This is a genomic window from Brevundimonas aurantiaca (genome assembly GCF_014199955.1).
Taxonomy (GTDB): domain Bacteria; phylum Pseudomonadota; class Alphaproteobacteria; order Caulobacterales; family Caulobacteraceae; genus Brevundimonas; species Brevundimonas aurantiaca.
This window is the reverse complement of record NZ_JACHOQ010000002.1, coordinates 544,972-571,142: the sequence shown is the minus strand read 5'-3', so window position 1 is coordinate 571,142 and position 26,171 is coordinate 544,972. Positions and strand designations below refer to the sequence as shown.

The 26,171-nt window shown below is 67.5% G+C and carries 22 protein-coding genes; 9 read left to right on the top strand and 13 right to left on the bottom strand.

All coding sequences use genetic code 11. The features are described 5' to 3' along the window. Window positions 1-8: 8 nt before the first annotated feature. Entirely contained in the window at window positions 9-1,676 is a 1,668-nt protein-coding gene (locus GGQ93_RS06965; protein ID WP_183215944.1) for a M28 family metallopeptidase, read from the top strand. 40 nt (window positions 1,677-1,716) lie between these two features. Continuing rightward, window positions 1,717-3,375, top strand: a complete 1,659-nt coding sequence (locus GGQ93_RS06960; RefSeq protein WP_183215942.1) for a M28 family peptidase — start codon at window positions 1,717-1,719, stop codon at window positions 3,373-3,375. 27 nt (window positions 3,376-3,402) lie between these two features. On the opposite strand, the gene GGQ93_RS06955 is transcribed toward GGQ93_RS06960, so the two are convergent. Then, window positions 3,403-4,389 (bottom strand): DUF6607 family protein, encoded by a 987-nt coding sequence (locus tag GGQ93_RS06955; RefSeq protein WP_183215940.1) that lies wholly within the window; start codon window positions 4,387-4,389, stop codon window positions 3,403-3,405. Window positions 4,390-4,424: 35 nt separating this feature from the next. Then, a complete protein-coding gene (locus GGQ93_RS06950) occupies window positions 4,425-6,632 on the bottom strand; it encodes a TonB-dependent hemoglobin/transferrin/lactoferrin family receptor (RefSeq protein ID WP_183215938.1) in 2,208 nt (735 codons plus the stop codon). A gap of 108 nt (window positions 6,633-6,740) precedes the next feature. Between GGQ93_RS06950 and GGQ93_RS06945 the strand changes: the two genes are divergently transcribed. Further along, window positions 6,741-7,283 (top strand): hypothetical protein, encoded by a 543-nt coding sequence (locus GGQ93_RS06945; RefSeq protein WP_183215936.1) that lies wholly within the window; start codon window positions 6,741-6,743, stop codon window positions 7,281-7,283. Between the two features lie 9 nt (window positions 7,284-7,292). Here GGQ93_RS06945 and ychF read toward each other — a convergent pair whose 3' ends face one another. The 8 genes from ychF to GGQ93_RS06905 all read right to left on the bottom strand — a co-directional run bounded on the left by ychF (window position 7,293) and on the right by GGQ93_RS06905 (window position 16,636). Beyond that, complete coding sequence (gene ychF, locus GGQ93_RS06940) at window positions 7,293-8,387, bottom strand: redox-regulated ATPase YchF (RefSeq protein WP_152949891.1); 1,095 nt, start codon at window positions 8,385-8,387, stop codon at window positions 7,293-7,295. Window positions 8,388-8,457: 70 nt separating this feature from the next. Then, complete coding sequence (locus tag GGQ93_RS06935; protein ID WP_183215934.1) at window positions 8,458-8,940, bottom strand: copper chaperone PCu(A)C; 483 nt, start codon at window positions 8,938-8,940, stop codon at window positions 8,458-8,460. Window positions 8,941-8,953: 13 nt separating this feature from the next. Then, entirely contained in the window at window positions 8,954-10,306 is a 1,353-nt protein-coding gene (locus GGQ93_RS06930) for a PepSY-associated TM helix domain-containing protein (protein ID WP_183215932.1), read from the bottom strand. After that, a complete protein-coding gene (locus GGQ93_RS06925; RefSeq protein ID WP_183215930.1) occupies window positions 10,306-12,381 on the bottom strand; it encodes a TonB-dependent receptor family protein in 2,076 nt (691 codons plus the stop codon). Before GGQ93_RS06925 ends, GGQ93_RS06930 begins: the two co-directional genes overlap by 1 nt. A 67-nt stretch (window positions 12,382-12,448) precedes the next feature. Further along, entirely contained in the window at window positions 12,449-12,844 is a 396-nt protein-coding gene (locus GGQ93_RS06920; protein ID WP_221233578.1) for a DUF2946 family protein, read from the bottom strand. Between the two features lie 28 nt (window positions 12,845-12,872). Beyond that, the gene (pth, locus tag GGQ93_RS06915) at window positions 12,873-13,493 is read right to left on the bottom strand and encodes an aminoacyl-tRNA hydrolase (protein ID WP_183215926.1); all 621 of its coding nucleotides are present in this window, start codon (window positions 13,491-13,493) and stop codon (window positions 12,873-12,875) included. A gap of 87 nt (window positions 13,494-13,580) precedes the next feature. Beyond that, window positions 13,581-14,198, bottom strand: coding sequence for a 50S ribosomal protein L25/general stress protein Ctc (locus GGQ93_RS06910; RefSeq protein WP_054765396.1), 618 nt, complete (start codon window positions 14,196-14,198; stop codon window positions 13,581-13,583). A gap of 152 nt (window positions 14,199-14,350) precedes the next feature. Next, a complete protein-coding gene (locus GGQ93_RS06905; protein WP_224764309.1) occupies window positions 14,351-16,636 on the bottom strand; it encodes a hybrid sensor histidine kinase/response regulator in 2,286 nt (761 codons plus the stop codon). Between the two features lie 152 nt (window positions 16,637-16,788). On the opposite strand from GGQ93_RS06905, the gene GGQ93_RS06900 reads away from it, so the two are divergent. The 6 genes from GGQ93_RS06900 to phoB all read left to right on the top strand — a co-directional run bounded on the left by GGQ93_RS06900 (window position 16,789) and on the right by phoB (window position 23,478). Next, window positions 16,789-18,201 (top strand): sensor histidine kinase, encoded by a 1,413-nt coding sequence (locus GGQ93_RS06900; RefSeq protein ID WP_054765398.1) that lies wholly within the window; start codon window positions 16,789-16,791, stop codon window positions 18,199-18,201. Window positions 18,202-18,345: 144 nt separating this feature from the next. Then, on the top strand, window positions 18,346-19,776 hold the full coding sequence (gene pstC, locus GGQ93_RS06895) for a phosphate ABC transporter permease subunit PstC (RefSeq protein ID WP_183215924.1): 1,431 nt from the start codon (window positions 18,346-18,348) through the stop codon (window positions 19,774-19,776). Continuing rightward, window positions 19,769-21,073, top strand: a complete 1,305-nt coding sequence (pstA, locus tag GGQ93_RS06890) for a phosphate ABC transporter permease PstA (protein ID WP_183215922.1) — start codon at window positions 19,769-19,771, stop codon at window positions 21,071-21,073. The genes pstC and pstA overlap by 8 nt, the downstream gene beginning before the upstream one ends. 4 nt (window positions 21,074-21,077) lie before the next feature. Beyond that, a complete protein-coding gene (gene pstB / locus GGQ93_RS06885) occupies window positions 21,078-22,040 on the top strand; it encodes a phosphate ABC transporter ATP-binding protein PstB (RefSeq protein WP_183215920.1) in 963 nt (320 codons plus the stop codon). After that, complete coding sequence (gene phoU, locus GGQ93_RS06880) at window positions 22,040-22,765, top strand: phosphate signaling complex protein PhoU (protein WP_054765402.1); 726 nt, start codon at window positions 22,040-22,042, stop codon at window positions 22,763-22,765. The genes pstB and phoU overlap by 1 nt, the downstream gene beginning before the upstream one ends. Window positions 22,766-22,785: 20 nt before the next feature. Next, on the top strand, window positions 22,786-23,478 hold the full coding sequence (gene phoB / locus GGQ93_RS06875; protein WP_152949895.1) for a phosphate regulon transcriptional regulator PhoB: 693 nt from the start codon (window positions 22,786-22,788) through the stop codon (window positions 23,476-23,478). A gap of 7 nt (window positions 23,479-23,485) precedes the next feature. Here the strand turns inward: phoB and GGQ93_RS06870 are convergent, their stop codons facing one another. The 3 genes from GGQ93_RS06870 to hfaA form a co-directional block, all read right to left on the bottom strand. Further along, window positions 23,486-24,649, bottom strand: a complete 1,164-nt coding sequence (locus GGQ93_RS06870; RefSeq protein WP_183215918.1) for a CsgG/HfaB family protein — start codon at window positions 24,647-24,649, stop codon at window positions 23,486-23,488. Between the two features lie 42 nt (window positions 24,650-24,691). Then, entirely contained in the window at window positions 24,692-25,594 is a 903-nt protein-coding gene (gene hfaB, locus GGQ93_RS06865) for a holdfast anchoring protein HfaB (protein ID WP_183215916.1), read from the bottom strand. Window positions 25,595-25,725: 131 nt separating this feature from the next. Next, on the bottom strand, window positions 25,726-26,163 hold the full coding sequence (hfaA, locus tag GGQ93_RS06860; RefSeq protein WP_182713917.1) for a holdfast anchoring protein HfaA: 438 nt from the start codon (window positions 26,161-26,163) through the stop codon (window positions 25,726-25,728). Window positions 26,164-26,171: the final 8 nt, after the last annotated feature.

Sequence of the window (26,171 nt, the reverse complement as noted above, 5' to 3'; positions counted from 1 at the left end):
TTGTGTTCATGCGTATCCGATCTTCCTTGGTCGCCGTGCTGATGGCCGGCGCCGCACTCTCCGCCTGCGCCGCGCCGGCGGCGCTTGAAGGCTCTGGCCCGGTCGCGGCCTTCGACGCCGCACGCATCGCCGAGGACATTCGAACCCTGTCCGACGACAGTTTCGAGGGACGCGGCATCGCCACCCCGGCCGAGCAGAAGGTGATCGACTATCTGAGCCGCCAATACGCCGCCGCCGGCTTTCAACCGGGCGGTCCGAACGGCCAATGGACCCAGGACGTGATCCTGAACCGCTTCACCCAGTCCAACGTCCAAGCGGCGCTGAAGCTGGGCGACTGGACCCTGCCGATGACCCAGGGGCGCGAGGTCGCCCTCTCGACGCGCCGCCCGGCCGAGCACGTCAGCCTGAAGGACGCGCCCCTGGTCTTCGTCGGCTATGGGATCACCGCGCCCGAGCGGAATTGGGACGACTTCAAGGGGCAGGATCTGCGCGGCAAGGTGCTGGTCGTCCTGGTCAATGACGCCGATTTCGAAGAACCGGCCCTGAACACCTTCGGCGGCAAGGCCATGACCTACTACGGCCGCTGGACCTACAAATATGAAGAGGCGGCCCGCCATGGCGCGGCCGGGGTGCTGATCGTCCATGAGACGGCGCTCGCCTCCTATGGCTGGCAGACGGTCGCCAACTCCTGGGGCGTGCCCCAGTTCGACATCCTGCGCCAGAATGCGGCGGCTGAGCGGGTTCCGGTCGAGGGCTGGATCCAGCGCGACGTCGCCGTCGATCTGTTCCGCCGCGCCGGTCTGGATTTCGAGACGCTGAAGGCCCAGGCTCGCCGCCGCGACTTCCAGCCCGTGCCCCTGACCGGCGCCGGCTTCTCGACCGAGTTCGATGTGGCGACCAGTCAGGTCACCACCCATAACGTCATCGCCCGCCTGCCGGGAACCACCCATCCGGACGAGACGGTCCTCTACACCGCCCACTGGGACCACATCGGCATGGGCGAGCCGGACGAGACGGGCGACCGCATCTTCAACGGCGCCGTGGACAACGCCTCGGGCACGGCGGGCCTGTTGGAGCTGGCGCGGATGTACGGTCGGGCTCCTCGGACCGAACGCTCAATCGTCATGATCAGCTTCACCGCCGAGGAGAGCGGCCTTCTGGGCGCTGAATACTACGCTTCCAATCCCGTCTATCCCCTGGCCAGGACGGTGGGCGGCTTCAACATGGATTCGATGAACGTCTATGGCCGTGTCACCGGCCTGGGCGTGACCGGCTACGGCCAGTCCGACTTCGACGAGCGCTTGGCCGCCGCGATCCAGCCCCAGGGCCGCACCCTGATGCCGGATTACGAGAACGCCGCCGGCACCTACTACCGGTCCGACCACTTCCCCCTGGCCAAGCGCGGCGTGCCCATGGCCTATGCCGGCAGTCGGGGCGACTTCCGCGACGAACCGATCGCCGAGCGCCAGGCGGCGCGCAGCGACTACGGCGCCAAACGCTATCACCAGGCCGCCGATGAATGGTCGCCGGACTGGGACTACAGCGGAATGATCGAAGATCTGACGGTCTTCTATGACGTTGGCCGCGCCCTGGCGAACGGTCGCGACTGGCCCGAGTGGAAGTCGGGCTCCGAATTCGGTCCCGTCCGCGCCGTCTCCGCTGCCGAACGCCGCTAAGTCCGCTGCTCCTCCCGTCTTTCCTCATTCGAGAACCTTCATGATCCTGCGTCGTTCTTCCATCATCGCCGCTGCGGCCCTGCTCCTGGCCGCCTGCGCCACGGCGCCGGACGCGCCTGTCGTCCCGCCTTCGGCCGCGACCGACGCCTTCGCCGTGGCCTCGGCCGCCACCCCACAGTTCAGCGCCCAGCGCTTGTCCGACCACATCAAATATCTGGCCGACGATCGGCTGGAGGGGCGTTTCCCCGGCCTGGTCGGCGAGCGGCTGACGCTGGAGTATCTGCAGGCCCAGTATGAGGCCATGGGTCTGGAGCCGGGCGGGCGCGACGGCTCCTGGCTCCAGCCGGTCGATCTGGTGCGGTTCACGCCCGAACGGCCCCCCGTCGCGACCTGGACCGGCGCCGATGGCGTCAGCCATGATCTGACGTCGGGCGCGGACATCACCCTGCGGGCCGGCCCGGCCGATCCGGTGGTCAAGGTCGCCGACGCCCCCCTGGTCTTCGCCGGCTACGGCATTGTGGCGCCCGAGCGGGGCTGGGACGACTATGGTTCGACAGACCTCACCGGCAAGGTCGTGGTCATTCTGCGTGGTCAGCCAGAGTCCATGGGCGCCGATCCCAACTTCTACGGCTCGGGCGAACACAAGACCCAGGAGGCGCTGAAGCGCGGGGCCGTCGGCGTCATCAGTCTTCAGGACGTCGAGGGCCGTTGGCGCCGCGCCGTCGGCGGCGCGAACCGGCCGGTGATGACGGTCAAGGGCGCGCGCGACGCCCGTTTCACCGGCTCGATCAATATGGCGACCGGAGCGGCCATCGGCGGCGACGTCCTGGCCCAGGCCTTGGCGCGTGCCAAGACGGCGGGCCTGGGCGGCGGCGTCGATCTGGGCGCCCGGCTCAGCGTGGACATCGCCGAAAAGACCGAGGTCATCCACTCCAACAATCTGCTGGCCAAGATCACCGGCACGACCCGGCCCGATGAATATGTCTTCTACTCCGCCCACTGGGACCACGTCGGCAAGGCGCGGGAGAAGAACGAGGCGGGGGACGACGTCTTCAACGGCGCCTGGGACAACGCCTCGGGCACGGCCGGCCTGATCGAAATGGCCCGCGCCTTCAAGAACGGCCCGGCGCCGGAGCGGACCGTGGTCTTCCTGCACGTCACGGCCGAGGAACAGGGGCTGCTGGGCTCTGAAGCCTATGCTGCCGACCCGGTCTATCCGCTGGCCAAGACGGCGGCCGACATCAACATCGACATGCTGCCCTTCACCCCGGCGACGCGCGACGTGGCGGTCTTCGGCGTCGGCAAGTCCGAACTGGAAGATGTTCTGGGACGGTTCGCCGCCGTCCAGGGGCGCACCGTCACTGGCGACGGTTATCCGGAAGAGGGTTTCTACTACCGTTCCGACCACTTCAACTTCGCCGCAGGCGGGGTGCCGGCTCTGATGCCGTGGAGCGGCCGTGATTTCGTGGAGGGCGGAATCGAAGCGGGCAAACCCTATTACGAGGCCCAGATGGCTCGCTACTATCACAAGCTGACGGACGAATGGCGGGCGGACTACGACTTCACCGCCGCACTTCAGAACCTGGATCTATTGTACCGGCTGGGTCTGACGGTGGCCGACAGCACCACCTGGCCGGCCTGGAAGCCGACAGCCGAGTTCAACGCCATCCGCGACGCCTCGGCCGCCGAACGGCGCTGAGGCCGTCGGCGGCGGGCGATCCGGACCTCAACGGGCGGCGGCGGGCTGGCTTGATGTGGCCTGGGCAATCAACTCGCGAGCCCGGGCGACGGCCTCGGCCTCAGCGACTTCGCCGTCGGCCAGCGACTGGGCCAGATCCATCAGCGGCGCTCCAGTGACCGCGCCGGTCTCGGCCTCCTGCTGCAGATGGACTCCGTTTCCGGCGACGATGGCTGCATCCCAGGCGTCGCGCACGGCGGCCCAGAAGCCTTGGGTCTTGGCCCAATAGTCGTCCCCCGGCTTGGGGGAATAGCTGTCGTTCCGGTCGTAGGTGTTGATCACATCTTCCTGGACCACGGCGATCGGCGCACCGTCCGGCTGGCCGGCCATCTTCATGTTGTCTTGAATATGCACCCAGCCGGCGGGTGTCAGGATGTGCCGATTGGTCCCCAGATAGCGGTCGTAGATCGGATGCCGCACCGCGTCCCGCCGCGCCAGCGGTCGCCAGGTCGGGTCGGACGTCCAGGCCGTCAGCCCATTGTCATAGGTCCAGCGGCCGACTCCGCCGTAACGAGGTGAATCGTCAGTCTGCCACACGGTCTGAGACCAAGCGCCCTGGCGCTGGGCTTCCGGGACGGGGGTCAGCACCCACCGGTTCGGCCCGGCGTAGGTCAGGACCGTCTGCGGCTGATAGGTCCAGTCCTGGCGCCAGTGTTTGATCACCATGGTCTGACCGTCGTGCTCCATCACCAATATGTGCTGCAGGCTGATCCGGTCGCCCTTGTCGTAGACGACACGCACGATCTCGCTGCCGCCGGACAGCTTCTCCTCCAGCGGATCATAGTCGGCGCGGAAGCTGACGTTCTCGCGCATGTCGAAATGGACGCGGTATTGGCCCGCCTGGGCCAGAATGGCCTGGCGGTCCCGCTCGAAGGCGTCGGTCGCCGCGGCGACGGGCGGCTGAGCGGCGGTCGCCAGCGCCTCGGAGGCGGGGGCGACGGCTAACAGGGCGGCGGCGATCAGAATGGCGCGCATGGGGCGTGTCCTTGAAGTACGTGCGGTCATGGCGGTTACAGGCGCAAGGTCAGGGAAAGGCCGAAGTTGCGGCCAGGCTGGGTGTAGGCGTCCTTGACGGTCGATGCGGCGGACAGGCCCCGCACGTCGCTCCACCAGCCGTAGGTCTCGTCAAAGACGTTGAAGGCGCCCGCGCGCAGGGTGGCGCGTTCGGTCACGTTCCAATAGGCGGTCAGGTCTAGCAGGGTGAAGCTGTCGCCCAGATAGCAGGCTGCGCCGCAAGACAGATTGTATGTGGCCCTATCCTTATTGCCGGACCAGGTAACGGTGGCCGATCCGCCCCAAACGCCAGACGGCGCCGCATAGTGAACGCCGGCCACCACCTTGACCGGATCGATGCTGCTGAGTTCGGTGCGGCGGCCGTCGGTCGTCTGCTCTCCTTCGGCATAGGCGGCCGACCCGATCAGGCTGAAGCCGTTGTCCCAATAGAGGTCCGCACGGGCTTCCAAGCCGCGAATGTCCACCTCGGTCAGGTTGACGTATTGATAGACAAGAGGATCCACGCCCGGCACGCCCGTTCCGCTGACGGCGACCTGGTCGATGAAGTCGTCATAATGTGTGGCGAAGGCGGTGGTGTTCAGACGCATCACGCCCCCGGCCACGCCGATGTCGCGCAGTCGGAAGCCGGCCTCGAAGCTTTCGCTGGTTTCCGGCGACAGGTTCGGATTGGGGATCGAGCGATAGCCGAAGACCGGGTTCTCGAAATAGTTGTTCACCTGCATAGGCGAGGGCGCACGGAAGCCCAGGCCGTAGTTGGCGAAGACGCCCAGATGCGCGCCGGTCCAATAGACGACGCCCAGCTTGGGCGAGATATGGTCGTCGCTCTGTCCTGAGGCGGCGGCGGGGAAACGGGCGTCCACCTTGGGCGACAGCTCGTACCAGTCGTAGCGCACGGCGGGGATGATGCTGAGGGCGCCCCCAAGCGCCTCGATCTCGTCCTGGACGAACAGGCCGGCCAACTGGAAATCGGTCGTCGGGAAGGCGCGGACAGGGAAGGTCTCGCCGACCGGCGGCGTGATGCCGTCGCGCAGACCCTCCTGGGTCGTCTTGGACCAGTCGCCGCCGAAGGTGACGCGGTGCCGGACCGCGCTCGTCTCGCCGAACACCCGCGCCCCTTGGGCGGCCAGGCCATAGACCCTGTTGTCGAAGGTGACGTCCCGCGCCCGGTCCACGGCCGGCGTGCGATCTTCGAAGGTGTACTGCCGCGTCTCGGCGTCCTGCCAGTACAGGCTGATCGAGCCGTCGCTCAGGCCGGCGAAATCACTGAAGCGCCAATCACCGCTTATGCGGTCGCGACGGGTCTCGTCATGGGCGGTGACGGACAGGACGGTCGCGGACCGGCTGCTCAGGGCGTCGCCGGTCATGTCGGAATCCAGATGGTCGTAGGTCAGACGCAGCACATGGTTCGGCGCGGCCTGCCACACCAGCTTGCCCAGATAGGCGTTGGAGGCGAAGTCCTGGGGGTTGGGCTCGGTGCGGGCGGCGCCGACCCCGCCCATCCGGCCCTTGTTCTCCGTCTCCTGATGGTCGCGGCGGGTGTAGGCGATCAGCCCTGACAAGGCGCCCGATCGGCCGGCGAAGGCCAGTCCCTCGGTCCAGCCCTCGTCGGCCGAGCCGTAGCCGACTCGCGCCCGTGCGCCGAAGGCCTGGCCGGCGCTCAGAAAATCGACCGGATCCTTGGTCTTGAACGCCACCGCACCCGCCACGCCGTCCGAGCCGTAAAGGGCCGAAGCCGGGCCGCGCAGGATCTCCACCGACTTGGTCAGGTCCAGGTCGTTATAGCCGCCGCGCCCTACCGCCTGGGCCCCGAAGCTGAAGCCCGCCGGCAGACGAACGCCGTCGTTGATGATCAGCACCCGGTCGCCGCCCATGCCCCGGATGGTGAAGCCCGAATCGCCGTCGCGGCCCGCGCCGGACAGGGCCAGGCTGAAGCGGGCGGGGGAGGTGGGCACGCTGACCCCCGGCTCATACCGGATCAGATCCTTCATGTCTGTCGCCAACATGGTCTCGATCTCGGCGTCAGTGATGACGCTGATCGTGCCGGGCGTCCGGGACGCCTGCCGCTCCGATCGCGTGCCGATCACGACGATTGGATCAATCTGGGTCGCTGCGACCTGCGGCGTTTCGGCCCGCGCGGACGCGGTGGAATGGGCGGTGGCGGCCGCAGTGACGGCGACGGTGCAGAGGAGAAGGTGATTGCGCATAATAGCCCCGGCTGATGAAGGCGGCTTCATTAATGCGAACGATTATCAGAATCAACCGCACTTGTCGCGCGCGTTTGAACCGGAGCTGGGTCTTGACGTTGCGGTGTCATGAGACTCGCCCTGTTTCCGCTGCTCGCCCTGGGTTCCCTGCTGGGCGCTTGCGGCGAGAATGACGTCAACCCTCCCGACCAGCCCGCCGCGCCGCTCAGGACCGCCGAAGCCATGCAGGCGGTTGAACCGCCCGGCCCCTCGTCCCTGGCGTCGCGGGGGCCGCGCAGCTTCGTCGGGGTCTGGGCCGGCGACCTCGCCTGGTGCGCCCGCCCGCAGGGCGACCGACGGCCCCTGACCATCACCCCTCAGCGGTTCGAGGGGTATGAGAACCGTTGCGACATCGCCCATATCGACGAGACGCCCCACGGCTATGTGGCGACGTTAAACTGCACGGCGGAAGGGCAGGTCGCGACCGAGCGCGTCCACATGGCGGCGGCCGGCGACGTCATGAACCTGACCTATATTGACCGGGACATGACTACGGTGAAGCTGCTGCGCTGCCCCGGCTCGCCACGGGCGCCCGACCCCGCCAATCCGCTGGAGAAGATGCTGAAGCCCGACAAGGACCAGGACCAGGCCGCAGCGCGGCAGTCCCCCTGATCTGACGCCTCAGTTGAACAGGAAGTTCATCACGTCGCCGTCCTTGACGACGTAAGACTTGCCTTCCGCGCGCAACTTGCCGGCTTCGCGCGCCTTGGCCTCGCCGCGCAGGGCGACGAAGTCTTCGAAGGCGATGGTCTCGGCGCGGATGAAGCCTTTTTCGAAGTCGGTGTGTATGACCCCGGCCGCTTGGGGCGCGGTGTCGCCGACATTGATGGTCCAGGCGCGGGCCTCCTTGGGACCGACCGTGAAATAGGTCTGCAGGCCCAGCAGCTTGTAGGCTTCGCGGATCAGCCGGTTCAGGCCGGGTTCCTCCAGACCCAGGGTCTCCAGGAACTCTTTCTGCTCGGCGTCGTCCAGCACGGCGATCTCGGACTCGATCTGCGCCGAGATGACGACCGAGTTGGCGTTGTCCTGGGCGGCGCGGGCGGCGACCTTGGCCGACAGCTCATTGCCCTGGTCGGCCGAACCCTCTTCGACATTGGCGACATAGAGGGCGGGCAGGGCGGTCAGCAGCTGCAGCATGTGCCAGGCCTTCATATCCTCCTTGGATACCTCGGCGGTGCGGGCGGGCTTGCCGGCGTTCAGCTGGGCCAGGGCCAAATCGACCAGTTTCAGCGTAAGCGCCGAATCCTTGTCGCCGGTCTTGGCCCGCTTCTCCAGCTGGGGCCGGCGGCGCTCCAGGCTTTCCATATCGGCCAGCATCAGCTCGGTCTCGATGATGTCCAGATCGGCGATGGGATCGATGCGGTTTTCGACGTGGGTGATGTCGTCATCGACGAAGCAGCGGGCGACGAAGGCCACGGCGTCGCAGTCGCGGATATTGGCCAGGAACTGGTTGCCCAGGCCCTCGCCCTTGGACGCGCCGCGCACCAGGCCCGCGACGTCCACGAAGGTGATGCGGGCGGGAATGATCTCCTTGGACCCGGCGATCTCGGCCAGGGCGTTCAGACGCGGCTCGGGCACGGCCACGTCGCCGGTGTTCGGCTCGATGGTGCAGAACGGATAGTTGGCCGCCTGGGCCGCCGCCGTCTTGGTCAGGGCGTTGAACAGGGTGGACTTGCCGACATTGGGCAGGCCGACGATCGCGACTTTCAGGGCCATGGGATTCCTCGTGAGGCGCGAGCCTTTAGCCGGTTCGAACCGGTTTGTCAGGCTCGCGCTTCAAAAGGCATCAGTGGGCGGCGTGATCCATCCCCGCCATGGTCGGTTGGCGCACCGCCGCCTGCACCGTCACCTCGGGCGCCGAGGCGAACTTCAGGGTCAGGGGCACGGTCTCGCCCGCGACCAGGGGCGCGGTCAGGCCGATCAGCATCAGATGATTGCCGCCGGGCGCCAGGCCGACCGCCTGACCGGCCGGCAGCGGCAGGCCCTCGGTCAGCTGGGCCATCTTCATCATGCCGTTCTCGGTCTTCATCTCATGGACCTGAAGCTCGGCCGCGCGCGGGGTGGAGCCGCCGGTCAGCCGGTCGTCGGTCGCGGCGGTCAGGGTGACGTAGCAGCCCCCGGCCTTGGCTCCGTTGGGCGAAGGGCGGCACCAGGCGTCGGCGGCGGTCACGGCCGCCGTGGCGTCAGCAGCAGGGGCCGGTTTGTCCGCCGGCGAGTTACAGGCCGTCAGTGCAAGGGCGGCGACGGCGAGGGACAGATGGGTCTTCATGGCGTCGGTTCTTTCAGGAAACGGCGGGACGACGCCGGATCGTCGGCCGCACGGCTCGATCGAGCAATACGGCGAAGATCAGGCTCAGGCCCGTCAGGGGATAGAGAAGGGCGAGGGGCAGGACGATGCCCAGGACAGCCGCGCGGACGCGCGGTCCGGGCGGGGCGGGCGGGGCGCCCAGCCGCAGGCGCGACAGGTTGGGCGGGCGGCGCTTCCACCACATGACCAATCCGCTGATCGCCAGCAGCCAGACGCCGATACAGCCCAGCAGCATGATGATGCGGTTCACCTGTCCAAACTGGGTGCCTTGGTGGGTGTAGACGCCCCACTCGATGGCCTTGGCGCCGACGCCGAACCGGTCGTAGCCGAGGTCGGCCAGCAGGCGCCCCGAGGCGGCGTCGATGTACAGGGACCGGGTGTCCTGAACCCGGCGGGCCTGGGTCGTGATCGTATAGGCCGTGCCGCCGGCGGCGGGGATGTTGACGGCGTAGGGCCGGGCCAGACCGGCGTCGTCGGCGGCCTTCAGTACCCGATCCAGCGCGCCGTGGCCCGCGTGGTCGTGGGTCATGACCATTCCGTCCATGGCCCAACCGGCGCCGATGGGCTGGTCATGGTGTTCGGCGCGCTGCCAGGCCCCCGCGACAGGCGCCGGCGGGCGGCCAAGACCGCTGGACTTGACGGCGTCCATCACCGTGTCTCCCCAGAAGGCCGACCAGGGCATGCCGGTGACCGCCAGGAACAGCACGACACCGCCGACGTAAAAGCCCGCCAGGGCGTGCAGGTCGCGCCAGAAGGGGCGGCGTCGGGCGTCGGTCGTTCGGAGCGAGACGGTCGCGACAGCCCGTCCACGTGGCCACCACAGATAGAGGCCGGTGACGAACAGGATAATGGTCCAGCCCGCCACGATCTCGACCAGGATGTTGAACGGCCGCCCCAGCAGGGTCAGGCTGTGGGTCTTCTTGACCAGTTCCATGACCCCGCCGGCGGGAATGACGCCGGTGACGCGGCCGGTGTGGGGATCGACGAAGACCGTCTTCTGCACCCCGTCGGGCCGATCCACCCTCAGGCGAACCGCCTGGCCCGCCCGTGCGGGCATGACCAGATTGGCGACCCGCCCGCCGCCGGCGGCCTGGGCCGCCGCCACCCAGGTCGTCGGCGCCGCCTGAGCCTGAACCGCCGGCACGCGGATCATGTCGCGATAAAGCGCGGCGTCGATCTCGTCCTTGAACAGATACAGCCCGCCCGTCAGGGCCAGCAGCATCAGCACGGGCATGACGAAGACGCCGGCGTAGAAATGCCAGCGCCAGACGGCGCGGTAGGCGCCGGACAGATCGTCCGGCGCCTGGATTGGGGCCTTGCCGGCCATCAGTAGCTCATCCTGACGCCGACATAGGCCGAGCGGCCTTCGCCGGGGAAGAAGACGGCTGTCGAAGCGGTCCGGGCGTCCGTAACTGCGCTGAAGTTCGAGACATAGGCATCATCGAACAGGTTGCGCACGTCAGCGAAGATCGTCAGGCCGTCCCGCACGGTCCAGCCCATGTTCAGGTTCACCACCGTATAGGCGGGCGACTTCAGGGTGTTGGCGTAGTCGACCCAGGCGTCCGCCATCGACCATTCCACGCCCGGGGCCAAGAACCAGCCCGCCGGGTGGTCATACCGCAGCTCGGCTCGATAGAGGTGCGGCGGCACGACCGGCAGGTGGGCGTCGCCGTAGACCTTGTCCCCGTCAAAGAAGAAGTCCGAGAAGGCGTAGGTCTGACGCAGCCGCCATTGCGGCGCGATCCGCCAATCCAGCCCCGCCTCGATCCCCTGGTGAACGGAGGGCCCGGCGTTGAAGGTGGAGGCGGGAATGCCCAGCGAGGCGTTGACGACGAAGTTCAGCAGTTCGTGGTCCAGGTCGGCGCGATGGGCGGTGACGTCCCAGGTCACCGGCCCTCGGCGACCGCGCGTGCCGATCTCCCAGGTCACGGCCTCCTGCGGGACCAGGGGCTGATAACCGGCGGCGGTCGGCGACAGGGCCGAGAAGTTGGGCGGCTCGACCGAGCGGGTGACATTGGCGAAGACCTGATCGCCTTGCTCGCTTTCCCACAACAGGCCGGCGCGGGGGGCGAACCAGTCGAAGCTCTTGTCGACGGTCAGGTCGATCGTGCCGGAGACGCCGGGGACCACATAGCTCTGATAGTCCCGCTCGGCGCGGCCCCAGGTTCCCCCGGCGACCAGGGTCAGGCGGTCGGTGACGAACAGCCGTCCCTCGCCGAAGACGTCCAGCCCCTTGCCGTTCTGGAAGCTGCGGGCGCGCAGGCCGTTCTGCTGTCCGGCCAGATTGCCCCATTGTTTGGCGTCCAGATCGCCCTGACGATACCAGGCGCCGTAGAAGGCGTCGGCGCGCAGGCCGAAGACCTGTCCCTGCCAGTCGAACCGTCCGAAAGCGCCGTAGTTGCGGCTTTCCTGATCGATCACCTGGAAGATGGGGTGGTCCAGATCCTTCCAGCTTCCATAGATCGCGCCCTCGAACACGGTGGACGGATCCAGCCGCCAGCGCGTCTGCACCGTCGTGCGGACTGATTGCATATTGCGCTGATAATTCAGGTTGATGTTGCCTGGGTTGGCCGCTGTTGGGTCGGTCAGGGCGCCCGACAGGCTGACGCTGCCGGGGATTTCCTGATGGATGTCGCCCCCCGAGACCAGCAGACGAACCTCCCGGTCCTGGCCGAAGCTGCGGCCGATGTTGGCGGACAGGTGCAGGGACTTGCCCTCGCTCTGTTGACGCCAGCCGTCCACGCTCTGGCCCGTAACGGCGGCGAAGCCGTCCCAGTCGCCCCGGACGCCCGCGACCTCGGCATGGGCGCGCACCGTCCCATAGGAGCCGCCGTCCAGACGCAGGCTCAGGTTCGATGCGGCCGTGCGCCCGGTTGGGGTGATCAGATTGACCGCTCCGCCCAGCAGGGCGCCGCCGAAGCGCAGGGCGTTGCCGCCTTTATAGACCTCAGTGTAGCGGGCGATCAGCGGGTCGATCAGCTGGAAGTCGCCGAACCCGTCCGCCTCGTTGAACGGCACCCCGTCCTGGGCCAGCAGGGTTCCGCGATTGTGGCTGGAGTTGCCGATGCCCGAGCCCCGGATCGAAAGCCGGATGTCGCCCCCCCACTTCTTCTGGGCATAGACGCCCGGCGCGTCGCGCAGCACGTCGGCGAGGTTCGGCGCATAGCGGTCGGCGTAGGATTCCGCCGAGACGACGGCGACCGCGCCCGGCGTACGGGCCAGACGTTCCCGCGCCTCGGCGACGACAACGGGGTCGTCGGCGTTGCGACGGGCGGTGACGATGACGGTGTCGAGCATGGCGGGCTCGGGCGTCTGCTGCGCCAGGGCGGGGCTCGCCCCCACAGTCGTGGACAGGGCGGCGAGCAGCAGGGCGCAGGGCGCCGCAGTGGTCTTGAGAGACATGATGATCCTGAAGTCAGAACGGGAAAGGGCGCGCGGGCGTGGGGCCGGCGCGGGCTTCGGGTCTGGTTCAGGCGTGGGGCGGGGCGGTGGACGGCGGACGCGGCGGCGCGCGGGCCGGCGGCGGGGGGCTGACGCGGGCGGGCGTATAGACGACGGTCTCGACCGTGCGGAGGACCGGCGCGGGTTCGGGCGCGGGCGGGACGGGCAGGGCGGCGGCCAGGGGCACGACGCAGGCTGCGCACTTGGCCCCAAGATGTTTGTTGACCGGGCCGTCCATGCCGCCGGACTGGATGGTCTGCGGCCCTTCTGCGGAACAGATGACCAGAGGCTGGCCCGGCTGGGCCGCCGCCAAGGCTCCGAACGGCAGCAGACTTCCGAGCACGATGGCGAAGACCGCCGCCAGGAAGGCGAGCGACTTCGATGTCGACCAATGATCGGCGCCGGAACGGTTCACGCCTCGCATCTACGGCGTTTCGCCAAGGGCGTACAGGCTACAGTTCGCCGCGCGCCGCTTGGCGGGGACTGAACTTGGGCGCCGGGGCCAGGCGCATGACCTCGCCCTGATAGCGTTCGTCGTCGCCGGCGACGGCGAAGGGCAAAGCGTCAGCGCAGGCCTGGAGCAGGGCGTCCAGCCAGGGCTGCTCCGCCTTGTGGAAGTCTCCCAGGACGTGGGGCATGACCATCTCCTTCTCGCCGGGATGGCCGATCCCCATCCGGGCGCGACGGAAGTCCGGTCCCAGATGACTGATCAGCGAGCGGATTCCGTTCTGGCCGGCTGCTCCGCCGCCGGTCTTCATGCGGAACCGACCGGGCGCCAGGTCGATCTCGTCATGGAAGACGATGATCTCGCTGGGCTTGATCTTGTAGAAGCGCGCGGCCTCGCTGACGGCCCGGCCGCTCTCGTTCATATAGGTCTGGGGCTTCATCAGCAGAACCTTGACCGGCCCGTTCGCCGTCTCGACCTGACCCTCGCTGACGATCGACTGAAACTTGGCCCGCTCGGGGCCGAACCGCCAGCGCCGCGCGATCTCGTCGGCGGCCATGAAGCCGATGTTGTGGCGGTTCTTCTCGTATTTGGCGCCTGGGTTGCCCAGACCGGCGATGATGATCATGACGTCCTCATGCCGTGTGCGTCGCCCAAAGAAAAGCCCCGCCGCGGCGAGCCGGGCGGGGCTTGGTTCCGGCGATGCGACGAAGGCTCAGCCTTCGGTCGTCTCGGCCTCGGCGGCTTCGTCGGCGGCGGCCGACAGGGCGGCGGACGAGACCTTGATGGTCGCGATCACGAAGTCGCGGTCGGTGATGGTGGGCTGGGCGCCCTTGGGCAGGGCGATGTCCGAGATGCGGATGGTGTCGCCCATCTGCGCCTTGGCCAGATCGACCACAAGTTCTTCCGGAATGCTGTCGGCCTTGACCAGGATTTCAACGGCGTGACGGACGACTTCCAGCGAACCGCCCTGACGGGCGAACGGCGCTTCGTCAGCGTTCTTGAAGTGCACGGGCACTTCGATCTTGACCGGGGCGTGCTCGTCGACGCGCATCAGGTCGAAGTGCAGGGGACGGTCCGACACCGGGTCGAACTGTACGTCCTTGGCGATGACCGGCTGGGTTTCTTCGCCGTACTTCAGCGTCACCAGATGGCCCAGCAGCTTGCCGGTGTAGAGCGACTTGCGGAAGTCCTTCTCGTTCACCGAAAGGGCGACGGGGGCCTTGTCGCCGCCGTACAGGACGCCCGGCACGAAACCGGCGCGACGGGCGGCGCGGGCGCCACCGGTGCCGACGCCTTCGCGGACGTCCACGTTCAGAATGATCTCGGCCATCTGGCTCGCCTCAACAACAACGGAAACACCGCGCCAACCCTGGGCCCGCGCGGCGGGGGTCATGAACCCTCGAATTCAAGAGCGCGGGCTATTACACGCATCATGACGGATGTGCAACCGCCTGAGACCGGATCGGCGACCGCTCAGCGGAATCACGCCGCCTGAGCGTCGATCTTCGGCAGGGCGGCGGGGTCGATGACGATCGCCAGCAGTTCGGCGGCGTTGAACGGCTTGGCCAGATGGTGGTCCGCTCCGGCCGAGCGACCCGCCGCCACATGTTCAGGCATGGCGTTGGCCGTCAACATGACGATCGGGGTTCGCGCCGACCCGGTCGCGCTTTCATGCAGTCGAATCTCCCGGGTGGCGGTCAGGCCGTCCATCACCGGCATCTGCATGTCCATCAGCACCAGGTCAAAGCTGCGAAGACGGAAGGCGTCAACGGCCTCTGCGCCGTTTTCGACCATGCACAGCTCGACCGAGGTCTGGGCTAGAATCAGCTCGATCACCCGACGGTTGGTGGGATGGTCGTCGGCGACCAGCACCCGCACGGGACGGCGCAGGCGAGCCGGCGTTTCAGGGTCGGCCTGGGGTTCGCTCTGGGCCGGAGCGTCGCAGACCGACAGGGGCAGGGTCAGTATGAAGGCCGAGCCGCCCCCGGGCTCGCTTTCGCAATCCAGGTCGCCGCCCATCATCTCCGCCAACTGGCGGCAGATCGACAGCCCCAGGCCGGAGCCGCCGAACTTGCGCGTAATGCCGCCGTCGGCCTGTTCGAAGCGTCGGAACAGACGCTCTCTCGTCGCTGAGTCGAAACCGATGCCGGTGTCTTCGACGGTGAAGCGCAGGGTCGGCCCACGCGCATGGTCCGCTCCACGCTGGACGGTCAGGCCGACAAAGCCCTGGCTGGTGAATTTGACGGCGTTGGAGATCAGATTGGTCAGGATCTGCTTCAGGCGCACGACGTCGCCCCTGACCCAAAGCCCGTCTTCGACATCGATGTCCACATGGAAGCCGAGGTGCTTCTCGCGGGCGTTCTCGGCATAGAGCTGGGCCGCCTCGCGCACCGCGCCAGCCAGTTCGAAGGCGTCCTCAGTCAATTCCAGCCTGCCCGATTCGACCCGCGCCAGATCCAGAATGTCGCTCAGCAGGGTCCGAAGCGTCTGGCCGGAGGCTTGCATCAGATCCAGGATTTCGCGCTGCTCGGCCGTCAGTTCCGTCTTGGCTAGAGCCTGGGACAGGCCGATGACGCCGTTCAGCGGGGTGCGAATCTCGTGGCTCATATTGGCCAGGAACAGGCTCTTGGCCACATTGGCCGCCTCGGCCGCGTCGCGCGCCTCGCCCAGGGCGCGGGCGTCGTGCTTCAGGTCGGTGATGTCGTTGCAGACGGTGACGGTCCCACCCTCCGCCGTCCGGCGGTCCTGGATCCGCAGCCAGCGGTCGCCAGCCACCTGCTGCTCAATGAAGGAGGATGCGGCGCGGCGCGCCCTCAGCCGCTCGGCGATCCACTCGTCCTCGCGCCCGATGGCGTCGTCATACCGCCCTTCGTCCATGCCGATCCGAATCAGGTCCAGGAAGGGGGTCCCGACCTTTAGAAGCGGCCCCAGTTCCGGGTTCACCTGGGCATAGCGGGCGTTCCACAGCACCAGTCGATCGTCGGCGTCGAAGAAGGCCAGGCCGTCCGGCATGGCTTCGACCGCCTCGCGGATGCGCGCCAGGGCTCCCGCCCGCGTCATATAGGCCATGACCCCGATCACCCCGCCCGTTCCGCCGACGGCCAGAAAGACGAGGATGATCAGGGGGCGCATCGCCTCTGGAGACAAGGCGGCCTGCCGTCCCGCCGCCGGATCGGGCGTCACGCTCAGCGCCGCCGTACCCATGACATGGAGGAACATGATGGCGGCGACCGCCCCGCCGGCGCTCAACAACAGGCGAGGAAGGCTGCCCCGACGATGCAGGAAGGCGGTTGCGCCCGCGATGGCCATGCCGCCGACGATAGACAGAACCACCAGATCGGACCGCCACTCCATCCGACCGGACGCCTGGAAACCCACCATGCCCAGATAGTGCATGGCCGCCACGCCGGACAAGGCGATCAGCCCCGCAAACGTCCGCCACAGCCGTCCTCGCGCCAGGGCCACGACGACGGCCAAGCCGATCATCGCCATAGCCAGTATGCTGGACCCCAGGGCCAGGCCGACGTCATAGGTCCCGCCCAGGCGGGCGGCCAGCGCCTTCATGGCCAGGACATGGGCCAGCCAGGTCGTGAGCGAGGCGACGATGCCGGCGGCGACGGCGAGCCGCCAGCGCGTCTTGACGTCCCGCCGGCGTGTCAGCTCGATCAACTGCAGGGTCGACGCCATTCCCGCAAAGCAGAAGGCGACGGCGAGCAGACTGAGCCGCCAGTCGTGACCGTACAGGACCGCGTCCATCGTCCGAACCAAGGAAGTTCCCCCTTTGGCGACAGCCTGCCTAAAACTCCTAAACAAACCGTGCGGTCAGGCTTGGAAAAATCGCCGGTCCTGTCGGCGCGGCGTCACAAAATCCGTGCAAGGATGGGATTTCCCCAACCGTTCGAGCGAGTCTCGCGCCGCCCATGTCCTATGATTCCTCGCCTTCGCCGGTGGCGCCGACCTCGACGTCTCGACTCTGGACGGTCGGCATCAGCATCGCGATCGCGGTGGGCGTTCTACTGGGTCTCGCCTTCGTCCATCCTCAAATCGCCGGATGGCTGGTCGGCGGGGCGGTGGTGGTGGCCGGATCGGCCTGGCTGCTGAACGCCCAGTCGCCGGCGCCGGCGCCGACGCCGACGCCGGAGGGCGCGCCGGCGGACGGGCCGACCGATCCCGTCACCGCCGACCTGCTCGACAGGGTGTTCGAAAGCCTGGACGATCCTGTTCTGATCGTCAGCGGCGGCGAGCCGGACGACATCGCCGGTCGGCGCATCGTGATGGCGAACAAGGCCGCGCGCGACCTGTTGCGGATCCATCGTCAGGGCGCGCTGCTGGTCCAGGTGATCCGTGAGCCGGGGGTGCTGGAAGCTGTGGACGAAGCCCTCTTCGGCGACGTCTCGCGCACGACAGACTACACCACCGGCGGGCAGCGGGACCGGCGTTGGCGCGCCTGGACCCGGCCATTGTCCACCGAGGCGGGGGAGGGGCGCGATCCCCTGGCCCTGGTCGTCCTGCGCGATGAGACCGCCGCGCGCCGCACCGAGATGATGCGCGTCGACTTCCTGGCCAACGCCAGCCACGAACTGCGCACGCCGCTCGCCTCGCTCAGCGGCTTCATTGAAACCCTGAAAGGTCACGCGCGCGACGACGCCGCAGCGCGCGACCGATTCCTGGACATCATGTCGGCCCAGGCGGATCGCATGGGACGTCTGGTCGCCGACCTTCTGTCGCTCAGCCGGATCGAGCTGAATGAACACATCCCGCCGTCAGGCCGGGTCGATCTGGATCGCGCAGCGGCCGACGTGGTCGACGCCGTCAGCATTCTGACCCAGGCCAAACAGATCGTCGTGGCCCTGGACCGCGGGGAGACACGCGCCTCCATAAACGGCGACCGCGACGAAATCCTCCAGGTCGTCCAGAATCTGCTGGACAACGCCGTCAAATATTCACCCGCCGGGGGCACAGTGGAGATTTCGGTGCGCTCGGACCTGTCGTTCGATGAGGCCTGGTCGTCCCGCATGCCGGGCGCGACGCGGTTGCCGCTGGTCACGCCGGACCGGGCTGCGGGCGTCCTCTATGCAGCCGTCACCGTGCGCGATCATGGGCCGGGCATGGCGCGCGAGCACCTGCCGCGACTGACCGAGCGATTCTATCGGGTCGAAGGTCAAAAGAGCGGCGAGCGCCAGGGCACCGGACTGGGTCTGGCCATCGTCAAACACATCGTCAATCGCCACGAGGGCGGTCTGGTGGTGGAGAGCGCACCGGGTCTGGGCGCCGCCTTTACCGCCTGGTTCCCCATGGTGGTCGAACGGCGGGATGTTCGCGCCGCCTCCTGATCGCCGCGCCGCGCCGCCTGCGCTGTTATGGAACTGTCATCAAGTCGTCTTATTCCGCTGACCATTCGCGGGCAGTAGTCGCGCCGCGTAGCCGCCGGATCGCCGGCCTTCTTTCGATTCGCGCCTGACCGCCTCGGACCCGGAATGATCTGGATTTACCTACTGATCCTCGTCGCGCTCAGCGTCGCCGCCTATCTGGGCGGTCGCGCCCTGGCCGTCCGCCGCGCCGTCGGGGCCAAGCCGCATTCGCGACCCGGACAGCATGGCGCCTACGCCCTGATCTGGGTCGCCGCGCCGGCCCTGCTGGTTCTGGTGCTGATGAGTCTGTTCTCGGCGCCCCTGGAGCGGCAGCTGACCGCAGTGGACACGCCGCCGGAGGTGGCCGCCCTGGATCCGTTCCGTCGCGACGCTTTCTTCGCCGACGCCCATCGCCTCGGTCGCGGCGAGCCCGCCCTTCAGATCTGGGAACGGCCCCTGGCCGAGCAGCTCCCGGTCGAAGCGCGCCGCATGGTCAGTATCGAGCGCACCTTGAAGTGGGGCGGGGGACTGGCCGCCGTCCTGGCCGCCGTCCTGGGCGGTCTGTTCGCCATGACCCAAATCCGTCCCCAGATACGCGCCCGCAACCGGGTGGAAGGCTGGGTGTACGGCGCCCTGTTCGTCTGTTCCGCCATCGCCGTTCTGACGACGATCGGCATCATCGCCTCCCTGGCCTTCGACTCCTTCCGCTTTTTCCAGCGGGTCCCGATCTTCGACTTCCTGTTCGGAACCCAGTGGAGCCCCCAGATCGCCATCCGCGCCGACCAGGTGGGATCGACCGGGGCCTTCGGCGCCGTGCCCCTGTTCGCGGGCACCCTGCTGATCATGGCGATCGCCATGTGCGTGGCCGCGCCGATCGGACTTCTGTCGGCGATCTATCTGTCGGAATACGCCGGGCGCGGCACGCGGGCGGTGGTCAAGCCGCTGCTGGAGATTCTGGCCGGGGTGCCGACGGTGGTCTACGGCTTCTTCGCCGCCCTGACCGTGGGGCCGCTCCTGCGGGTCTTCTTCAATGAAATCGGGCTGTTTCTGATCGGCGGACCGCTGGACGGCCTCGGTCATTATCTGGCCCTGGTGCAGAACCAGATGGCCCTGACGGCCGGCGCTGTGATGGGGATCATGCTGATCCCCTTCGTCTCCTCCCTGTCGGACGACATTCTGAACGCCGTGCCCCAGACCCTGCGCGACGGCTCCTTCGCCATGGGCGCCACCAAGTCGGAGACGGTGAAGCGGGTTCTTCTGCCGGCCGCCCTGCCGGGCATCGCCGGCGCCCTGCTGCTGGCCATGTCGCGCGCGATCGGCGAGACCATGATCGTGACCATGGCGGCGGGCCTTGCGGCCAACCTGACCTTCAATCCGCTGGACACGGTGACCACCGTCACGGTCCAGATCGTCACGCTGCTGACCGGCGACCAGGAGTTCAACAGCGCCAAGACCCTGTCGGCCTTCGGCCTGGGGTTGACCCTGTTCATGGCGACCCTGGTGCTCAACATCGTCGCCCACCGCATCGTGCAGACCTATCGGGAACAATATGACTGACGCGACCTCCGATCGCCTCGCCGGCGCGACCGACAGGACGCGGCTGGACCGACTGCGCGCCGGGCTGAAACGACGCCACGCCAAGGAGGCGCGGTTCAAATGGTATGGCCGTCTGGCCATCGCCGCCGCCGTCCTGTTCCTGGCCATCCTTCTGGTGCGGATCGTGGAGCAGGGGCACACCGCCTTCTACTCCCATACGGTGACCGTCCCGGTCTATATGGACCCGGCCCGCGTGGATCGGGCCTATCCTCAAGGGTCCAACTTCGAGCAATTGGCCGCCGAGCAGCAGCTGGCGCGCTGGGGCGTTCAGGACGACGCTGCCGGTCGCGCCTCGGCCGAAATGCGCGGCCTGTTCTCGTCCGAGCTGAAGTTCGTCGCCGCCGACCTAGTCGCCAAACGCCCGGACGTCATCGGCGAGACCGTGCCCCTGGCCGCGCCCCTATCGGACGATGCGGACCTGTATCTGAAAGGCGAGATTTCGAAATCGACCCCTGAAGACCAGCGCCGTCTGACGGATCGGCAGATCGCCTGGTTGGAGCGGATGCAGGCCGAGGGGGTGGTGGGGGCGCACTTCAACACCGCCCTGTTCACCAACGGCGACTCGACCCAGCCGGAACTGGCGGGCGTGCTGGGCGCGGTGGTGGGTTCGGCCCTGATGCTGATGGTCACCGCCCTGATCGCCATTCCGCTGGGCGTCGGCGCAGCGGTCTGGTTGGAGGAGTTCGCGCCCAAGAACAGGCTGACCGACATCATCGAGGTCAATATCAACAACCTCGCAGCCGTGCCCTCGATCGTCTACGGCCTGTTGGGCCTGGCGCTGTTCATCAACTGGATGCACCTGCCGCGCGCCAGTCCCCTGGTCGGCGGCCTGGTCCTGGCTCTGATGGCCCTGCCGACCCTGGTCATCGCCACCCGGTCCTCGCTGAAGGCGGTGCCGCCCTCGATCCGGGAGGCGGCCCTGGCCATGGGCGCCTCGCGCACCCAGACGGTGTTCAGCCACGTTCTGCCCCTGGCCATGCCGGGCGTGATGACCGGCGCCATCATCTCCATGGCCCACGCCCTGGGCGAAACCGCGCCCCTGCTGCTGATCGGCATGGTCAGCTTCGTGCCGGGCGTGCCGCACGCCATCGACCAGCCGGTCGGCGCCCTGCCGTCGCTGATCTACATTTGGGAAAACGCCTCTGAACGCGCCTTCCACGAACGCACGGCTGCGGCGATCATCGTTCTGCTCGTCTTCATGATCATCATGAACGCGGCGGCTATCATCTTGAGGCGGCGCTTCGAGCGCCGGTGGTAAGAGCATGAAAACTCGCATCTTCCGTTCTGCTGAAGACCAGACCGGCGCCGGGACGGCCGATCCGACCCACGCCGTGCGCATGGGCGGTCAGGTTCTGCCTGCGGCCGTGAGCGAAGCGTCCGAAACGGCTGGCGACGCGGACCGGATCGAGGCCGCCGCCGAATCTTCGCGCCAAGCGGACCAGACGGTCGTGGCTACGCCGCCCACCGGCCCGATCAAGATCGCCGCGCGCGACGTTTCGGTCTTCTACGAGGGCAAACAGGCCCTCTTTGAGGTGTCGCTGGACATACCGGACAAGACGGTCACGGCCCTGATCGGTCCTTCTGGCTGCGGCAAGTCGACCTTCCTGCGGACCATGAACCGCATGAACGACACCATCTCCGGGGCCAAGGTCACGGGGCGGATCGCCATGGACGGCGAAGACATCAACGACCGCTCCATCGACCCGGTCCTGCTGCGCGCGCGGGTCGGCATGGTGTTCCAGCGTCCGAACCCCTTCCCCAAATCGATCTACGAAAACGTCGCCTACGGCCCCAAGATCCACGGCCTGGTCTCGGCGAAGTCCGAGATGGACGGCGTGGTCGAAAGCGCCCTGAAACGCGCGGGCCTTTGGGATGAAGTCGCCGATCGCCTTCAGTCCTCGGCCATGGGCCTGTCGGGCGGCCAGCAGCAGCGTCTGGTGATCGCCCGCGCCATCGCCGTGAACCCCGAAGTGATCCTGATGGACGAGCCCTGCTCGGCGCTTGATCCCATCGCCACCGCCCGGATCGAAGAGCTGATCGACGAACTGCGCGAGCGGTTCTGCATCGTCATCGTCACCCACTCCATGGCCCAGGCTGCCCGGGTGTCGCAACGCACGGCCTTCTTCCACATGGGGCGTTTGGTCGAGACCGGCGACACCGAAGACATCTTCCAGAATCCGCGCGAGCGGCGCACCCTGGACTACATCACGGGACGCTTCGGCTAATGAACCAGCACACGGTCAAGGCTTACGGCGACGAGCTGAATCAGATCACGGCCGAGATCGCCCGCATGGGCGGTCTCGCCGAGGCCCAGGTCGCAGACGCGATCGACTCTGTCGCCCGGCGCGACATCGCCCTGGCCCGCGCCGTGGTCGAGCGGGACCTCAAGCTCGATGCCCTCCACCGTGATATCGAAAAGAAGGCCATTCGCCTGATCGCCCTGCGCCAGCCGGTCGCCAGCGACCTGCGCCGCACCCTGGGCGCCATGAAGATCGCCACCGACCTGGAACGCACCGGCGACCTAGCCAAGAACATCGCCAAGCGCGCCCTGATCCTGGCCGAGGGGGAGCCCATGCAACCCCTGACCCGGTCGATCGAGCGGATGGGGCGGCTGGTCTCGACCCGGCTGCGGGACGTGCTGGACGCCTATACGGCCTCGGAGCTGGATCGCGCCGTCGCCGTCTGGCAGACCGACGACGAGGTCGATGAGCATTACAACGCCCTGTTCCGCGAACTGCTCACCTATATGATGGGCGACCCGCGCACGATCGGGGCCTGCACCCATCTGCTCTTCATGGCCAAAAACCTGGAGCGGATCGGCGACCACGCGACCAATATCGCCGAGACCGTGCACTACGAAATCACCGGCGAAGACATCGTGGGCGAACGCCCGCGCGCCCAACCCACGGCCGAAGATTCCGATCCGACGCCGAACCTTTCGACGCACTGACCCGAGACCGGAGACCCGACGTGCAGCCCTATATCCTTGTGATGGAAGACGAGGACGCGCTGGCGACCCTGCTTCAGTACAACCTTGAAAAGGAAGGCTACGACGTCACCGTCGCCGCCGACGGCGAGGAGGGGATGCTCCAGATCGACGAGCGCCAGCCCGATCTCGTTCTGCTGGACTGGATGCTGCCCAAGCTGTCGGGCATCGAGGTCTGCCGTCGCATCCGGGGCAAGGCCGAGACGCGCAACCTGCCCATCATCATGCTGACGGCTCGCGGCGAGGAAAGCGATAGGGTGCGGGGGCTGGATACCGGCGCCGACGACTATCTGACCAAGCCCTTCTCGATGGTCGAGCTGATCGCCCGCATCCGCGCCGTCTTGCGCCGCATCCGTCCGGGTCTTGCCGACGACCGCCTGAACCACGGCGACATCATCATCGACCGCGTCTCCCATCGGGTGAAGCGGTCTGGGCAGGAAGTCCATCTGGGGCCGACCGAGTTCCGCCTGCTGGATCACTTCATGCAGCATCCGGGCCGGGTCTTCAGCCGCGAGCAGCTGCTGGACGCCGTGTGGGGGTCGGACGTCTATGTCGAGGCGCGCACAGTGGACGTCCACGTGGGCCGTCTGCGCAAGGCCCTGGCCATCGGCGACGACAGCGCCAATCCGATCCGCACGGTCCGCTCAGCCGGCTATTCGCTGGATCTGGAAGGCTGATCAGCCCTCAGCGCCGGACGCGCCAGGCGCCGGGCTCGATCACCGGCCCCGGATGGGCTTGAACCGATCGATTTGACGCCGTCTGGACGGGGAGGGGAATGGGCGTCGCCGCCTCAAGGCGTCGCTCGATTTCAGGCTCTACCGCACGGGCGATCCGGGGCGCCGCGTCTTCGGCCATGAGGAAGTGATGCGGACCCAGGGGAAGCAGAGGAGTGACCCCGTCTTCGCTCTCCAGTCCGTCGGGCAGGCAGGCGGACCGGTCCAATCCATAGAGGTGGCTGGCCAGGTCGAATACGCCGCGTTCCACCAGGGTGCGGATCCCCAGCTGCATCGGCTCCAACTGGCTGGCGCCCCCCGATATGTCGAAGACGTTGCCGTCCAGAAAGTCGAAGACGCCGGCCTTGATCTCTCGGCCGATCAACTGCTTCTGATAGGAGGCGACGGCCGCGACCTGTTGGCTGACGGAATCCACCAGGCGCAGGTCGATGGCGATATTCATCACAAAGGCGCTGTTGCGGAAACTGCCCTTGGCGCCCTGGCTGTCCACCTCGCCCCCGGCGGCGTCGACGCCCGAAGATCGGATGTTGTAGTTCAGCTCGGTGACGCCGCCGACGATATAGTAGCGCGAACCCGCGATCTGACCGGCCAGGACCGGTCGGGGGGCAAGAGCCGTCGCATCGGCCGGAACGACGGTCGAGACCACCTCGGGGTCCGGTTCCGACGGCGTCCGGGGCGCGATCGTCGCGGCAGGCGGCGTTTCGCCGATCAGGGCCCCGGACAGAGCCCCCGTCTGGGCGTAGGCCAGCTCGATGTCGGACACGGAGCGGTCATAGCGTTCGACCACCGGCAGTCCGGCCCTGCCCAAGGCGGTCATGGCGAAAAGCGCGGCGCCCTGGCTGACTTTTCGTCCAGTGTCCCAGTCGTTCTTGCCGGTCAGGTCCGAAATGGCCCCCACGGCCAAGGTCGGCCCGCGCAGGCTCTGGGCGCGCGCCGCCCGTGCAAGGCACTCCAGCGATTGAGTGTAGGGCGTCGGGTTCGGTGTCGCCGGCGCGCCCCCCAGGGTGCGGGCGTAAAGCCCGGTCGCCGGATCGTAATGGGCGCCGACACAGCCGGACATTCCAACGGCCGCGACGCACAGGGCGGCGGTCATTTGTATCGACAGGCGCTGCATGGCGCCTTGAATGCCCCAAATCCGTGAAGATTCAGGAAAGCGTCAGGAGCCGGGCAGGGCGGCGTAGGTCGGCAGCGTCGGACCGGACGGATTGGCGGCCGGGTTCAGACAGTCGGCGGTCGCGTTCCCGCCCTGAAGATTGGCGATCAGCTGAAATACGCCCCGCTCGACGAGCGTGCGCACCGCCGCTTGCAAAGGCTCCATGGCGCCGCGTCCGCCGTTCAGATTGGCGCCGTAGTCTCCGACCGTCCCGACCACCCCCAGGCTGGCGTCGCGCCCAGTCACCTGTTTCTGGAAAGAGGCCATGTCGATCACCTGCTGTGTGCGGGTGTCCACCAGGCGCAAATCGACGGCGACGTTCATCACATAGCCGGTCGTGGACGCCGTGCCCCGCACCCCGGCTGCGGCCGCCTCTCCGACCGTGGCCTTCAGACCGGAGGAGGCGATATTGTAGTTCAGCTCGGTGACGCCGCCGACGATGTAGTACTGCGACCCGGCGATCTGGCCCGCATAGATGGGGCGGAAGTTCTGTGGATCGGAGCCCGCCCGTTCGGGGGTGTCCGACAACAGATGTTGGCGGGCGTAGTTCAGCTCGATCTCCGCGACGGAATTGTCCAGCCGTTCGACAACGGGAACGCCCGCCTTACCCAGGGCGGTGATGGCGAACAGGGCCGCGCCCTGGGGGATTTTGGCGCCAGTGTCGAAATCCACGCGCCCCGTCAGGTCGGAAATCCGGCCGACCGAGATGCGCGGGGCCGGGCGCCCCGCCGCACGTTCCGCCAGGCAGGTCAAGGCAGGTGTATAAGGAGTCGGATTGGAGGTGACAGGGGCGTCGCCGATCGGCGGGACATAGTTCTGGCGCGTCTCAGCCGACGCCAGGGCGGGCGTCAGTCCCAGACCAGCGGCGATAACGAGCGCGGCGGCGCGAAGGGCGATCGGCGACATGTGTCGTTCCTGAACAGTCTTAGGTCTCTCGACGGTTGAAACGCACCGTTCGGGCCAGCGAGAAATTCGCCCGGAAAACGAAAACGCCCGTCGGCGAACCGACGGGCGTCCAGCCTTCCCTGATCGAAGACCTATTGTCCGGTCGTGTTGCGTCCGGTCACTGTGGTGGTCGCATTGATCGGGGCGTTGTTGATCTGTGTCGAATCCAGCACCACCGTGTTCCAGGAACCGTTGACGTTGACGTTGATCTGATTGCCGATCGCCGTCGAACTGGCGGTCAGGGCCCCCGCCGTGAAGCTGTCTGCGCCGGAGCGGAAGAAGTCCGCCCCGGAGGTCTGGCCGTTGGCGTTGACGTTGATCTGGCTTCCGCCCTGACCGTCCTGGATCACCCCGTTCATGATGACGCGGTTGTTGTTCGCATCACGGGTGGACGGATTGAAGGCGGTGGACAGGGTGCGGCGGGCCCCACCGTATCCGGCCTCCATCTGGGCGACGCTGGACTGGGCCTGAACCGCGCTTGCAGCGGCGAGAAGGCTCAGAACGGAGAGCGCAAGCAGCCGGTGTCTCATTTAAGTCT